General features: G+C 62.6%; 12 protein-coding genes. 6 read left to right on the top strand and 6 right to left on the bottom strand.

Annotated elements, in window-relative coordinates; all coding sequences use genetic code 11:
• Together G3N95_RS34860 and G3N95_RS34855 are read right to left on the bottom strand one after the other, a co-directional pair.
• Positions 1–251: hypothetical protein (locus tag G3N95_RS34860; protein ID WP_205974629.1), on the bottom strand; the 251-nt coding region annotated here is incomplete at its 3' end.
• 53 nt (positions 252–304) lie between these two features.
• A complete protein-coding gene (locus G3N95_RS34855; RefSeq protein ID WP_205974628.1) occupies positions 305–1,624 on the bottom strand; it encodes an MFS transporter in 1,320 nt (439 codons plus the stop codon).
• Between the two features lie 350 nt (positions 1,625–1,974).
• On the opposite strand from G3N95_RS34855, the gene xylB reads away from it, so the two are divergent.
• Complete coding sequence (gene xylB, locus G3N95_RS34850) at positions 1,975–3,441, top strand: xylulokinase (protein ID WP_205974627.1); 1,467 nt, start codon at positions 1,975–1,977, stop codon at positions 3,439–3,441.
• A gap of 96 nt (positions 3,442–3,537) precedes the next feature.
• On the opposite strand, the gene G3N95_RS34845 is transcribed toward xylB, so the two are convergent.
• Both G3N95_RS34845 and G3N95_RS34840 read right to left on the bottom strand, forming a co-directional pair.
• Complete coding sequence (locus G3N95_RS34845) at positions 3,538–4,077, bottom strand: cytochrome b (protein WP_205974626.1); 540 nt, start codon at positions 4,075–4,077, stop codon at positions 3,538–3,540.
• Positions 4,078–4,089: 12 nt separating this feature from the next.
• Positions 4,090–5,160: a catalase family peroxidase gene (locus tag G3N95_RS34840; RefSeq protein ID WP_205974625.1), complete on the bottom strand. Its 1,071-nt coding sequence runs from the start codon at positions 5,158–5,160 to the stop codon at positions 4,090–4,092.
• A gap of 218 nt (positions 5,161–5,378) precedes the next feature.
• Between G3N95_RS34840 and G3N95_RS34835 the strand changes: the two genes are divergently transcribed.
• On the top strand, positions 5,379–5,720 hold the full coding sequence (locus G3N95_RS34835; RefSeq protein ID WP_205974624.1) for a DUF4148 domain-containing protein: 342 nt from the start codon (positions 5,379–5,381) through the stop codon (positions 5,718–5,720).
• 72 nt (positions 5,721–5,792) lie between these two features.
• Here G3N95_RS34835 and G3N95_RS34830 read toward each other — a convergent pair whose 3' ends face one another.
• Positions 5,793–6,116: a DUF1330 domain-containing protein gene (locus tag G3N95_RS34830; RefSeq protein ID WP_205974623.1), complete on the bottom strand. Its 324-nt coding sequence runs from the start codon at positions 6,114–6,116 to the stop codon at positions 5,793–5,795.
• 481 nt (positions 6,117–6,597) lie between these two features.
• On the opposite strand from G3N95_RS34830, the gene G3N95_RS34825 reads away from it, so the two are divergent.
• Positions 6,598–7,368 carry an EAL domain-containing protein gene (locus G3N95_RS34825; RefSeq protein WP_241019121.1) on the top strand — a complete coding sequence of 257 codons (771 nt, stop codon included), beginning with the start codon at positions 6,598–6,600 and terminating at the stop codon, positions 7,366–7,368.
• A 41-nt stretch (positions 7,369–7,409) separates the two neighbouring features.
• Here G3N95_RS34825 and G3N95_RS34820 read toward each other — a convergent pair whose 3' ends face one another.
• Positions 7,410–7,844, bottom strand: a complete 435-nt coding sequence (locus G3N95_RS34820; protein ID WP_205974621.1) for a hypothetical protein — start codon at positions 7,842–7,844, stop codon at positions 7,410–7,412.
• 431 nt (positions 7,845–8,275) lie between these two features.
• Between G3N95_RS34820 and G3N95_RS34815 the strand changes: the two genes are divergently transcribed.
• The 3 genes from G3N95_RS34815 to pgaA all read left to right on the top strand — a co-directional run bounded on the left by G3N95_RS34815 (position 8,276) and on the right by pgaA (position 13,937).
• Positions 8,276–9,712, top strand: coding sequence for a TldD/PmbA family protein (locus tag G3N95_RS34815; protein WP_205974620.1), 1,437 nt, complete (start codon positions 8,276–8,278; stop codon positions 9,710–9,712).
• Positions 9,712–11,055: a metallopeptidase TldD-related protein gene (locus G3N95_RS34810; protein WP_205974619.1), complete on the top strand. Its 1,344-nt coding sequence runs from the start codon at positions 9,712–9,714 to the stop codon at positions 11,053–11,055. The genes G3N95_RS34815 and G3N95_RS34810 overlap by 1 nt, the downstream gene beginning before the upstream one ends.
• Positions 11,056–11,891: 836 nt before the next feature.
• Positions 11,892–13,937: a poly-beta-1,6 N-acetyl-D-glucosamine export porin PgaA gene (gene pgaA, locus G3N95_RS34805; RefSeq protein ID WP_205974618.1), complete on the top strand. Its 2,046-nt coding sequence runs from the start codon at positions 11,892–11,894 to the stop codon at positions 13,935–13,937.
• Position 13,938 lies beyond the last annotated feature (1 nt).

Raw genomic sequence — 13,938 nt, 5'->3', positions numbered from 1 at the left:
GACCGTGAAACGACTCCACGCCGATGATAGTGCGGATTGCCCGTGTGAAAGTAGGTAATCGTCAGGCTCCTTACCCAGTCCAAGACCCCGCCCTCAAAAGCGGGGTCTTGGCGTTTCTGGGCGTGAAAATCTGGCGACACGCTCGACACCAAAGCCACTGCGCCGGCATTCATCTGGTCGTCACCCAGCTGGCCGCGACGACCCCACGCAAAACAACAAGGCAAGAGCGCCGTCACGAGATCGTGACGCACGTTCCTGCCTTAGCCGTGCCGGCCCGCCGGACCATTCCAGCGGAAACAAACCCCTATCGACCCGCCCGCGTCTCATGTGTGAACTTCAGCGTGACGACGGTAATCGCCCCCAGAATCATCAGAAACACCGAGACGGGCCAATACGCGTGATAGTGGGCAAGCAACGCCGTAGCAATCAGCGGCGAGAGTCCGCCCGCGAAAATCGACGCAACCTCATGTCCGAGCGCGACACCTGAATAGCGCACTTCCGTGCTGAACAGTTCGCCGACGAGCGCCGGCAACGTACCGATCATCGCCCCATGACAGACCGCCGTGCCGAGAATGAGCGCGAGGTAGATCCACGGCGCCTGATGCGTATCGAGGAGCCAGAAAAACGGAAAGGCCATCACGATCAGACCGGCCGCACCGATCATATACACGGGCTTTCGGCCGATGCGATCGGACAGTCGTCCCCATGCGAGCATGGCGCCCATTTCGACGACCATCGCCAGCATCACGCCCGTCAGCATCACCGAACTCGCGATACCCGCGAACTTCCCATACACCAGCGAGAACGCGAGAAAGATATATGCGCCGCCGTTTTCCGCTACGCGTAAGCCCATCGCCATCAAAATCTCTTTCGGATGCCGCCTGAGAACTTCGACCACGGGCAGATGAGTCTTTTCTCCGCGTTTTTCTGTCTGTTCGAAATCGCGGCTCTCCGGCAGGCTGTGCCGGATATAAACGCCGATTGCAAAGATCGCGATGCTTGCGAGGAAGGGCAGGCGCCATCCCCAGCTGATGAATGCATCGTGCGGCAGCGACTGTGCCGCGAGAAATGCGCCTGACGACAACACGAACCCTCCACCCACACCCAACTGGCTCCACGCCGCGTAATAGCCGCGCTTTTCAGGCGGTGCGCTCTCGCTGATCATCAATACGCCGCCGCCCCATTCGCCACCCGATGCAATGCCTTGCAAGAGCCGCAATACGACGAGCGCGAACGGCGACCAGATGCCGACCTGCGCATACGTCGGCAGGAGGCCGATCGCAAACGTCGCGATGCCCATGATGAGCAGCGTCCATACGAGCGAAGCCTTGCGCCCATAGCGATCGCCGATGTGACCGAAGACGATGCCGCCCAATGGTCTCGCGACGAAACCCATCGCGAAGGCAGCAAATGCGCCGAGCGTGCCGATCAACGGATCCGCTCCCACCGGAAAAAACAGCTGCCCGAATATGAGCGCTGCAGCCGTGCCGTAAACGAAGAAGTCGTACCACTCCATCGCGTTGCCCGCGACGGATGCAATGACGATCTTGCGCAACGTCCTGTCTTCGAGAGGTCGGACTGCGTCGAGGCGGCCGGATGCGTGCGTGGTTTCGATGGAAGCCATGAGGGTGCGCATTGTGTAGTGGGGAATGTGCCATCGAGTGTCGGCCGCGCATTTCGATCGGTCAAATTCATCGAAAAAGGGAGGCCGTATCAGTCGCGCAAATGTGGGACGACGCGTCCGGAGTCGGCTGTGCGCAGAGCGCCGTGGTAACGTCACATATCAACCGAGAGCAGACACCGGCCGTCGCGAGCCGGCGAAAAAGGAGGCGACGTGCGCCCAGGAAAAATGCCGCGTTCGTGTGGCATGGGCGTTCGCCTCTCATAGGGTTTCGTGAACGCGTAGCCGCGCGCTGGCGTGTCGTCGATGTTCAGCATGCGGTGTCCACTCAAGCCAAATAGTGAGGACGTGCTGTGACTTTCCTTGGAATCGACCTCGGCACCTCTGAGGTAAAAGTAATTCTGACCGATGACGCGTCTGCGACGCTCGCAACGAGCGGCGTGCGCCTCGATGTGTCGCAGCCGCATCCGCACTGGTCGGAGCAGAATCCGCGAGCCTGGTGGCAGGCGACGCTCGATGCCGTTGCCGCCGTGCGCAGCGCGAATCCCGGCGCCTTCGCGGCACTGCGCGGCATCGGGCTCTCGGGGCAGATGCACGGTGCGACGCTGATCGATGCGAACGGCGAGGTGCTCAGGCCGGCGATACTCTGGAACGACACGCGTGCGTTCGCCGAATGCGCGGAGCTGGAAGCGCTCGTGCCCGAGTCGCGCGACATCACCGGCAATCTTGCGATGCCCGGCTTCACCGCACCGAAGCTGCTCTGGCTCGCAAAGCACGAACCCGAGGTGTTTCGCGCCGCATCGAAGGTGCTGTTGCCGAAAGACTATCTCGCGTGGAAGCTGACGGGCGATTTCGTGTCCGACATGTCGGATGCGTCGGGCACGTTATGGCTCGACGTCGCGAAGCGCGACTGGTCCGACCGCATGCTCGCGGCAACGGGACTGACGCGCGCGCACATGCCGAGGCTCGTCGAAGGCAGTGCGCCTGCTGCACAGTTGAGCGACGCCTTGCAACGCGACTGGGGCATCGCGGGTCCCGTCGTGGTATGCGGCGGCGCAGGCGACAACGCGGCGAGTGCGATCGGCATGGGAGTGGCGGAAGCGGGCAGTGCGTTCCTGTCGCTGGGTACATCGGGTGTCCTGTTCGCAGGCACCGACCGCTTCGCGCCGAATCCCGCGCAAGGGGTGCATGCGTTCTGCCACTGCCTGCCGGCGCGCTGGCATCAGATGAGCGTCATCCTGTCGGCGGCATCGAGTCTCGGGTGGCTCTCCAAGGTTGTGGGTCGCGAGGTCGGCAGCTTGCCCGAGCTTGCGAGCACGGCCAATCCCGCGACGGCGCCGATCTTTCTGCCGTATCTGAGCGGCGAGCGCACGCCGCACAACGATGCGAATGCACGCGGCGTCTTTTGGGGTTTGACGGGCGCACACAGTACCGGCGATCTCGCGTACAGCGTAATGGAAGGCGTGGCGTTCGCGATGGCCGACGGCTACGCGGCGCTGCAAAGCGCGGGCACGACGTTGAAGAGCGCATCGTTCATCGGCGGCGGCTCGCGCAGCCCCTTCTGGGCGAATCTGTGTGCGACGGCAACGGGCATCACGATGCATCGGCATGAAGGCAGCGACGTCGGTGCGGCGCTCGGAGCGGCTCGTCTCGCGCGTCTGGCGGTGACGGGCGAAGCCATTAACGAGGTCTGCCTGGCGCCGCCGACGTTGGAGTCATGCGAGCCCGATAGCGCGCAGGCCCCATTGCTTGCACACAGGCTTGCGCGCTATCGCAGCATCTATCAGGCGCTGAAGACGAGCTTTGCGGAGTCGGCTTGATACGTGATCCAGCGACCACACCGACGGCTCATTGAACCATTCGCATTGTTCGAACACGAGATGTCTCCCTATGCAGTCGACGCGGTGCAACGACGACTAACGTCCGCCGCGGGCCATGCTGGAGAATACGCCGTCGCGGCGAATGAGCCCATGAAACAGGGCTGCCGCGATATGCGCGAGAACGGTCGCGAACAACGCGAACGCGAGCCACGTATGCAACGCGCGCAGTAGCGCGAACAGGTCGACGTTTTGCGGGACGATCGCGGGCAAATGCCACGCGCCGAACAGCGTGACGGGATAGCCGCCCGCGGAAAGCATGGCCCAGCCGATCAGCGGCATCGCGATGAATAGCCCATAAAGAATGAGATGCGATGCCTTGGCCGCGAAGCGCTGCAACGCGGGCAAGTCGTCGGGCAATGCGGGGCTGCCGTTTTTCAGGCGTACGACTACGCGTATCAGTGCGAGTAACAGTAACGCAACGCCGAGCGGCCGATGCAGTGCGATCAGCGTGGCATGCGCGTGAGAAACCGTCGCGACCATCGCGACGCCGACAAACAGCATCGAGAGAATCAGCACGGCCATCGTCCAGTGCAACAGGCGCGCGAGCGGCGAGAAATGGCGAGAGGTGTTCGTCATGATGCGCTCCGTTCAAGGTTGCCGCGTGGCAGGCGCGCCATGCAGTGCTTCTTCGCGCGTGCGCCGCTGATACGACACGGCATAGGCCGCCGAACGCGCGGCAAGCAGCGGATCATCGGAAGGCTTGATGCCGTCAGGCAAGACGGTCGGATCGAAATTGACGTCGCGGCACGCGCCGTCGGCCTGCCCCGACGTGCGTTCGATCACGATGGTGCCTGCGTCGATGCGTTGCCGGTCGGCGGGCCATTGCAGCGTCGCATCGTTGGTCGGGTCGCTCGCGTTGGCGAGCGTGACGATCAGATGCCAGCGCACGCTGCCTCGCTGAAGTTGTTCGCCAAGTTGCTTCGACAGAAAGTCGGGATCGTTCTTCTCCTGCGGATCGACGGGTGCATACGGCATGTCAGGCTCGACTGACCAACGCACGGCATGCTCGTGACCGCCTGCATCGATGAAGCGAAATGCGTTGATGCTGTAGTACGTCGCATTGGCGAGGCGGGACGACGCCGGATGTGTCTTCACCCATTCCTGAAACGGACGCGTCGCCGGATTGGCCGCATAAAACGCCTTGAGTTTCGCGGGATCGGGCTTGCCTGTCTGCGGATCGGGCTGCGCAGCGACGAGTTGCTGATAGAACTGCTCGGGCGTACGCACTGCGAAAACAGGTGTCGAATTCATCGCTGTGCGCCATTGCTCGCCGTCGCGTTGCTTGAAGAGCAGTGCAAAGCTGCGAACGGGCACGCTCGCGTCGGCTGCCGATGGATTGCCGCCCGGAATCGCAAAGCGGCCGATGATAGCCGTGCGGCCCGGCGCAAAGACTTGCGCGCGTGAGACGGAGGCCGCGTTGCCGTTGCTGTTGAAATAGCCTTCGACACACAGGCCTTTTGCGTGATTGCGGCGATAACCCGGGTGCGGACCATTGTTCGCCTGAAACTGATCGACGATGCGATACGTTGTGAGACGCGAAGGCGTGAGCCAGCCGGCTGCATAAGCGAACGTGCCGGCGAGCGCGACTACCGCTGCGCCGATCGCCGCCAGTCTGCAGGGCATGCAGCGTGGCGCCGACGCGCGGGACCTTGATTTCATCACGGATGCTCCTTTCGTTTCTGTCTGTGACGTGCACACACCGTCAACAGGGAGCCGTGTCGATTATTCCCGTCGTATGAAGAAATTCCTCGTCTGTGCATGCCGGTGCGCAAACGAAAAAAAGTTGGGAATAGATTTCGATGTCGCTTTGTTCATCACCGTGAAGCGTCACACATCCTGCGGCGCATTCGACGTCATCTCATCTCAAGGAGCTGGAAATGAAGAAGCTTGCACTGTTGACCGTTTCGATCGCCGCACTCGTTTCGACGGGCTTTGCATCGAGTGCATTCGCACAGGAGAAGACGCGCGCAGAAGTACGTCAGGAACTGATCCAGGCTGAGCAGAACGGCTCGCAGTTCGTCACCGATACCTCGTATCCCGATGTCGCGCCCATCTATCAGCAACAGGTCGCGCATCAAAAGACCACGCAAGACAGCGAGGGCGCAGGCATGTCGGGCACGCACGCTGCGGGATCGCGGCTTCCCGCGACAGGTGCGAACCCAGGCACGTCGTCATGTGTCGGCCCCGTCAGCTATTGCTCGCTGTACTTCGGCAGCTGATCGCGATGCCGGCACGAGGGGCGCGTTTCCGTGCGACGAAGCGCCCCCGCCGTACCGCGCAATGTTGAATCGTTATCCGCACAACACATCCGTCGCGACATGCGATGCGGGCACTGCATCGATCAGAATCACATCGCCGATCGAATTCTCCGTGCGCAACGGCAGGATCGTCTGATACGCATCGGATCTGTACCACGCGCGCGCGAGATCGCGATTCGGAAACTCGATGGCAATCAGATCGCCGCGCCAATCGCCTTCGAGCCGTTCGTAACGGCCGCCGTGCAACACGAAATGGCCGCAGTAGGGCGCAAGCGTCGCATCGATACGCTTGAGGTACTCGACAATCTCCACGCCCATCTTCACTTCATGCAGGTGTGCAACGGCGAACGTCGACATGCTGCTCTCCCGGTCGTTGACGAATGAAGCCAGCATAGCGTCGGGCGCGAAGCGAATCGATTACCTCTGAGGTAATACAGCGGGCTGCGCGATTCGCGCGTGAAGCACTTTTGACAGTCGACACGCCATGCGGTCAAGCGGGGCGACACCTGCTGTCAAGCACGCGGGACTGCGGCAGGTGGATCGCTCACACGCCGCACGGATGTTTCGTGCGCGAAACGTTGTTGCGTTTTCTGTTCACGCGAGCGCAGCGGGCAGATATCCGTAGAACAAGGCGGCATGCGGCTCACAACGCGATCCGCAGTGTGTCGATAGATCATGGTATGAAACGTGCATCGATTCGGGAAAGCCAATCCCATCCACACATCAATAACTACGGTCTTCCCACACGATGGATGCTCGCCACGCTACCGCTGCAGATTGCGAGGATAACGCCTGTGCGACCACGGGCCCGAATAACACAACGCATGTGCCGCGCCTGATGAACTCACTCGAGCGGCGCGTAAGCGAAGGCCTGATCGGCGGCGAATTTCGCCTCGCTTTTCAGGGCATTTACGATGTGCAGACAGGCAAGCTCGTGCGCGTCGAAGCCTTGATCCGCTGGATGCATCCGGACTACGGCATGCTGTTGCCCGATGCTTTTCTCGTCGCGCTCGATCATCCCCTGGTCGCGTTGCAATTGACGTATCACGTGATCGACGGTGCGTGCAGGGCGATTGCAGACGCGCAGCGCAAAGGGCAACGGGTGTGTCCCGTCGCAGTCAACGTGCCGCCGCGCGTCGTCGCCGACGGGCATTTCCCCGCGACCGTGATGCAGATCGCGCGCATGCATGACGTCGCGCCCGATCTACTCGAACTCGAACTCGTCGAGACAGAAGACGCGACGCGCCTGCTGGCCGCGCCGCCGCTGACAAAACCGCTCCGCGAAGCGGGCATGCGTCTCGCCATCGACGACTTCGGGACCGGCTATTCGTCGCTCGCGCTGCTGAGCACGATCGATGTGGATACCGTGAAGGTCGCGCGCGAGATGCTCGATGGCGTGCCGGACTGTCCGCGCGCATCGGCTGTGGCGTCGGGCGTGCTGTCGCTGCTCGAACGGCTCGATGTCGCGGTGGTGGTGGAGGGGGTGGAAACGAAGGCGCTCGCACGCTGGCTCGCGCAATGGCCGAAGGTCCTTGCACAGGGCTTTTTCTATGCGCGCCCGACCTTCGATTACGCCGACGTCCCCGTTCAGGAGCGATACGTCGCGTAAGGCTGGGGGCGCATCTGCTTGATCTATGGCCGTCGCGGGCGTCAGGCCTGCGTATCGACGATGCCGCCTGTCGACTTGCCCGATGAAGACAGCAGCAGTTGCGCAAGCTCGGCCGTTGCCGTTTGCAGCGACGCCGAAATCGAGGTCGCCTGCGCGTTCAACGAAGCCGCCATCGCGGCCGCTGCTCCCGTACCGTCATTATTCGCCTGCTGCTGCGCGCGGGCCATCTGCTGCTGTAACGCCGTCAGCTTCTGCTGCAGCGATTCGATCAATGCCTTCAATTGCTTGATGGCCGCTTGCTGGGTGCTGTCGCCGCCCGACGATCCAGCGGCTGCGGCACCTTGCGCGGCTTGCGTACCGGACGCCTGGGTCGAGCCTGTCGACGCGGCGGTATCGGATGAGGTATTCGTGGATGTGCCGGCGGTACGTGTGCTGGCGATCGCGACGCTGCCTGAAAGATCGTTCTGGATTTGCATGGGCGGAGCCTCTTGTTGTTGAAATGGAAACGGCCTGTCTGTGATAACGGCACGAGGGACGCCATTCTTGAAATAACTCGCGATGCTGAATGCAGGCGGAAAACGCGAGCACACTCTCATGTTTGCGTTCAGAAATGCATCATTTTGCTCACGGATCAGCAGGAGAAAAACATATAAAAAGGCCGCGCAGCACGTGAAAAACGCACCTTCACGAGGACGCGACATGCGTATGAATGTGCACTGGCAGACAATCGAGCCGGATGAATGTGCGCGAGAGCACAGCGCGAAAAAATGACGCCGACAGAGAAGCCGATGGACCTAAGCGGCCTGCGTTGAGCGCATCGCGTACGATATGGCATTCGCGTGCTTGTCGACGCGCCTCGACGGCGCATCGATGCTCGCACGAGCATATGACATACGTGAGGCACCCTATGACCGAATCGTTGTTGAACCGCTTGCGAGGTACGTTATATAGCGACGCGGATTTCTGGTCGCTGCGTGTCGTCAGCGAGCGAACCGACGATCACGCGGTTCGCAACGATGTCGCGCAACCGCTGCGTATCGCGAGCGATCGCGGCGCCATGCTGGTCGCGTGGTGCGGAAGCGGGGCGGGCTATGCCGCTACGGCGGATCTGTCGGAGCAGGGCTTGCAGGCGGCGCTGGAGATGGCGACGCAACGCGCCAGGGCGACGGCATCCGTTTCCCTGATCGATCACACGCAGATAGCACGGCCCGCCGAGAGCGGCAGCTACGAATCGCCTGCCATCGCAGAGCCGATGCCGGGCCGGCGCGAATGGCTCGAGCGTCTGCAGCACGAATGCGCAGCAGCCGGCATTGACGCGCGCATCGTCGAACGGACGGCCGCCGTGCAGGTCACGCAGAGCGAGCAGACCTATCTGACGAGCGACGGCATCCGCATCGATCAACGTTTTCGCTTCATCCAGCCGCAACTCTCGGTGACGGCGCACGCAGCGGGCGTCACACAGGTGCGTACGCTCGGCGGCGATTACGGTACGCTCGCGCAGGGCGGGCTCGATGTGCTCGGGCAGTATGGCTTCGAAGGCGCGGGCGCGCGCGTGGCGTACGAAGCGCTGCAACTGGTGAGCGCGCCGAACTGCCCGGCGGGCCCGCGCGATCTGCTGCTGATGCCCGACCAGATGATGATGCAGATACACGAATCGATCGGTCATCCGCTCGAACTCGACCGCATACTCGGCGACGAGCGCAACTTCGCGGGCTGGAGCTTCGTGAAGCGGGAACACTTCGGCTCGTATCGCTACGGCTCGGAACTGCTGAACGTCACGTTCGATCCCGAACCGCGCGAGGAGGCGGCAAGCTATGCATTCGACGACGACGGCACACGCGCACGGCGAGAGTATCTGATCCGCGATGGCGTGCTGATGCGTCCGCTCGGCGGTTCGCTGTCGCAACAGCGCGCGCGGCTCGCAGGCGTCGCGAATTCGCGCGCATCGAACTGGAACCGTCCGCCCATCGACCGCATGGCGAATCTCAACATCGAGCCGGGCGTCAGCACGCTCGACGAGATGATCGCGAATATCGAAAGCGGCATTCTGATGCGCACGAATACGTCATGGTCCATCGACGATCAGCGCAACAAGTTTCAGTTCGGTTGCGAATACGGCCAACTAATCGAGAACGGCAAGCTGACGCAGGTCGTGCGTCAGCCGAACTATCGAGGCATTTCGGCGAGCTTCTGGCGCAACCTCGTCGCCGTCGGCAACGAAGCGACGCGCGGCGTGTACGGCACGCCCGTATGCGGCAAGGGCGAGCCGATGCAGATCATCCGCGTCGGTCATGCATCGCCGGCCTGCGTGTTCAGCAATGTCGACGTATTCGGAGGCGCGTGATGCAGGGCAACCGGGCATCGCAATTCCACGCGCATTTCACGGCGCTTGCCGGCGAGATCGAACGGCGGCTTGCCGCACATGAAATCGCGCTGACATCATTTTCGGCCGAGCAGTCCGACTTCATTCGCTTCAATGAAGGCAAGGTACGCCAGACAGGCCATGTTTCGCAGGCCAGTCTCACGCTGCGTCTGATCGACGGTCAGCGGCAGGCCTATGCGACGCTCACGCCAGCCGGTGACATCGTGGCCGACACGCACGCAATCGTCGACACGCTCGCGGCTTTGCGCGAAGGCCTGCGCGATGCGCCCGACGATCCGCATCTGCTGTTCGACACGACGGTCTGGTCGGAATCGACGCAACGCGCAGGCACGCTGCCGTCGCCCGACGCGTTGCCGCTCATCGTTGCGCAATGCGCACGCGGTCTGGACTTCGTCGGCTTCTACGCGGGCGGCACGATTGCACGTGGTTTCGCGTCGTCGACGGGCAGCCGTGGGTGGTACGAAGTCGAGAACTTCAACTTCAGCTGGTCACTCTACGATGCAAGCGGCCGCGCCATCAAAAGCCACTATGCGGGCGATACGTGGAGCGACGCCGTCTTCGCCGGCAAGCTCGAAGAAGCGGCTGCACGGCTACCCATCCTCGCACGCGAACCGCGCATGCTGAAACCGGGCAGCTATCGCACCTACCTCGCGGCTGCCGCGATGCAGGAACTGATGGAGACGGCGTCGTTCAGCGCGTTCTCCGCGCGCACGCAGGCGACGGCACGCAACGAGTTCTATCGGCTGAACATCGGCGAGATGTCGCTCGATCCGCGCGTCACGCTGACGGAAGATCTCTCGCTCGACATCACGCCGCGTTTCAACGGCGACGGCTATCAACGCCGAAGTGTGCAGCTCATCGAAGCAGGGCAGGCCGTGTCACAGCTGACGAACGCTCGCACGGCGCGCGAATACGGTCTCACGCCCAATGGCGCAACGGGTGCTGAAGCTCCATCCGCGCTGTCGATGCAAGGTGGCGATCTCGCGCAAGACGATGTGCTGCGCGCGCTCGACACCGGGCTCTACATCGGCAACCTGTGGTACGTGAACTTCTCCGACAGGATGAACTGCCGGATGACGGGCATGACGCGCTTCGCGACCTTCTGGGTCGAGCAGGGCCGCATCGTTGCGCCCGTCGACGCGATGCGCTTCGACGACAGCCTGTACCGGCTGCTCGGCAGCGAACTCGAACGCCTCGATGCCGCGCCCGAACTGCTCCTGAACGACTGGACATGGGGCGAGCGCGCGACGGGCGGCATGAAGCTGCCGGGTCTGCTGGTGCGTTCGTTCGATCTGACGTTATGACGCGAACGGCCTGGCCACTACGCGTCGTCGAGTGAGGAGAGCGGGCTTTCGCGCACATGCGCGATGGCCGCTGGCCGAGCGGTATGAAGAATCCATCGATCACCCCGTCATCAAATTTTATTTCGCATCGCTAATCACATCGCGATGCGACGCTCGCGGTGCCATTCACAGCCCGCGCCTTTCTTCGTCTTCGTTTGTGCAGCGAGACAATAACCGAGCGTACGCGCGCTGCTCTGTGCGTTGCCGCACATCGAATCAAGACACGCCTGTGTGCGCCAGCGCACATTTCTCGCGCACGCTGCGACAGTTGCGTCGCGCTTCACGCTAGGTCGTTGCGCGCGTGTTGCTGCGCGACGTTCACGCAACACGTTTCGCTTCGCAAGCATCAGACGAATTCCGTTCGCGTGCATGCCGTTTCACCTTTGAATCAAAGCGCGAAACTGTTGCGCCGCACAAGCACGTTCATTGCTGAGCATGGCTTTGCACCTTATTTGCACGATTGTTTCGATGCGTGAACCATTGCTTCGGATTTGATTCGTCATGCTTGTCGAGTTCAGGGATGAAACGTTTTTGACGATTTACGCGGGTCCCGCATTCCCGTTTTTGTAGCGAGCCTTTAAGCCAGAAGGAAGAGCGGGGTGCTGGTACGGACTTCGCTATAAGCCTCGCCGCGCAACAGGACGGGGGCCAGTGCGCGATGCAACAACTGGCCTGCGAAACAAGACGCTGAACTCCACGCCTTCGCCAGGCCACGCGACGTTGTTACTCTCCATGCACCATTCGCATGGTGCGGGGACTCGCTTTGTCTGGAGGTTGGCATCGACAAGCGAGGAACCATGAAAACCAAACGCTCTAGCCGACACAAGCACGCCGCAGTCAAGGCGACCGCCTTGCTGGTGGTGCTGCTTGCGCGCGACTACTGCGCCGCGCAGCCGACCACTGCGTCCGAAACCACGGGGAAAGTCGCAGAAGGACAAGTCGCAGAAGGCAAGGTAGCCACGGAGCGCGACCAGCTCCGCAAACGCATCTTCGCGGAAGCGGGCGCCGGCGCGGCGCAGCTTGCCCTCCAGGAGGCGCGCGCGAGCCGCGACGCGTTCTCCGATCACGACCTCTTTCAGATCGAAGCGCTCGTCGTCGAAACGGAAGTGCACTGGGGCCGCCAGCAGTCGTTGGCATCGGATGAACCCGACCGGCTCGCGCAGACGAAGACGGCGCTCGCCCACATCGACGACATGCTGGCTCGCATGCCGGCGTCCGACGAATACGCCGACGTGCGCCGTTCCGTGCTCGTCGAGAAGGTCGCGGCGTTGCAAGGCGTGGGCCGCATGAAGGAAGCGACCGCCCTCTACGAGGACCTGTCGCGCTCGAACCAGCCGATGCCCGCGCGCACCTATGCGGCAGCGGGCGATGCGTACACCTATCTCGACCAGCCGCGCAAAGCCGCACCCGCGTACGAGCGCGCGTTGCAGACGCCTGTCGAGCCGCTCACGCCGTCCGTCGAACCGCATGCGTTGAAGCGCATCGACGTGCAGGAAGGGCTTTTCTTCGCGTATCTCGATGCGGGACGCTACGACAACGCGCAGCAACTGCTGAAGGAGATTTCGGCGAGCACGCCGATACGCGCGGATCTGTCCGAGCATCCCGAAGACGTCAACGAAGACTACGGCCGCGTGAAGAAGCTGCAGGCGCAGTACCTGCTGTACACGGATCGCACCCGCGAGGGCGTCGCCGCGCTCGACGAGTTGCGTCACGAAGCGCCGTTCGACCCCGCGCTGATCAGCGCACGCTCCGATGCGTCGCTCGTTCAGCAGCGCCCGCACGAAGCGCAGAAGGTCTACGCAGACACGCTCGTCGATCACCCAGGCGACATCGAAACGCTGGCGGGGCTCGGGCGCACGGCGCTCGAACTGAACCAGTACGATCGCGCCGCCGACGTCAATGCGACCTTCTCCGACCGCTTTCCGGACAACAACACGGTGAAGACGTTCCAGCGCGACTTCGAGGCCTACAAGAGCCCGCAACTGATCGTCGCGGGCAACGGGCAGAAGGGCAACTCGGTGCTCGCCGACGAAAACTGGGGCATCGACACGCAGCTCTACTCGATGCCGCTTGCCGACTACTGGCGCGTGTTCGCGCATCAGTTCAGCGGCCGCGCAAACACAGGCGACGGCAACAGCGTCAGCCGCATCCGCAACGGTATCGGCGCGGACTTCCGCTTTCATGGCATCGATGCGGCGGCGGAAGTCAATCGATCGACAGGCGGGCAGGCGAAGACGGGCGGCGCAGGCAGCCTGAGCTACGCGCCCGACGACCGCTGGCGCTTTTCGGCGGGCGTGGACAGCAACGTCAACACGCTGCCGTGGAAGGCCTATCAAGTGGGCGTGACGGGCCGCGCGGCAACGGGCAGCGTGCGCTACAGCGTCGATGATTACCGCTACTTCGATCTCAGCTACGGCGCGTCGCGCTACAGCGACACGAACTTCAATCAGGCGTGGGTGGGCACGTGGTACGAGCGTCTGATCAACACGCCGAGCCATCTCGTCGCGACGTGGGTCGAGTTGAACACGAGCAGCAACACGCTTGCGAATACCGCTTACTTCGCACCGCATCGCGACATGACCGCGCAACTCACGGCGATGTACCAGTGGACGTCGTGGCGCAACGCGGACCAGTCGCTCGCGAATCGCGCCTACGCGACGGTCGGCGGCTACCGCCAGACGGATATCGGCAACAGCATGCTGTGGGAAGTGCGTCTCGAACAGCAGTGGCAGTTCAGCGCACACGCGTCGCTCGCGTATGGCCTCGGCCTGTCGAGCCAGCGTCTCGATCGCACGCGCGAGACCAGCAAGCTCATCTACCTGAACCTGAACATTCCCCTGTAGG

Source organism: Paraburkholderia sp. Tr-20389 (assembly GCF_017104565.1).
Taxonomy (GTDB): Bacteria; Pseudomonadota; Gammaproteobacteria; order Burkholderiales; family Burkholderiaceae; genus Paraburkholderia.
This window is presented reverse-complemented; position numbering and strand designations above follow the sequence as displayed.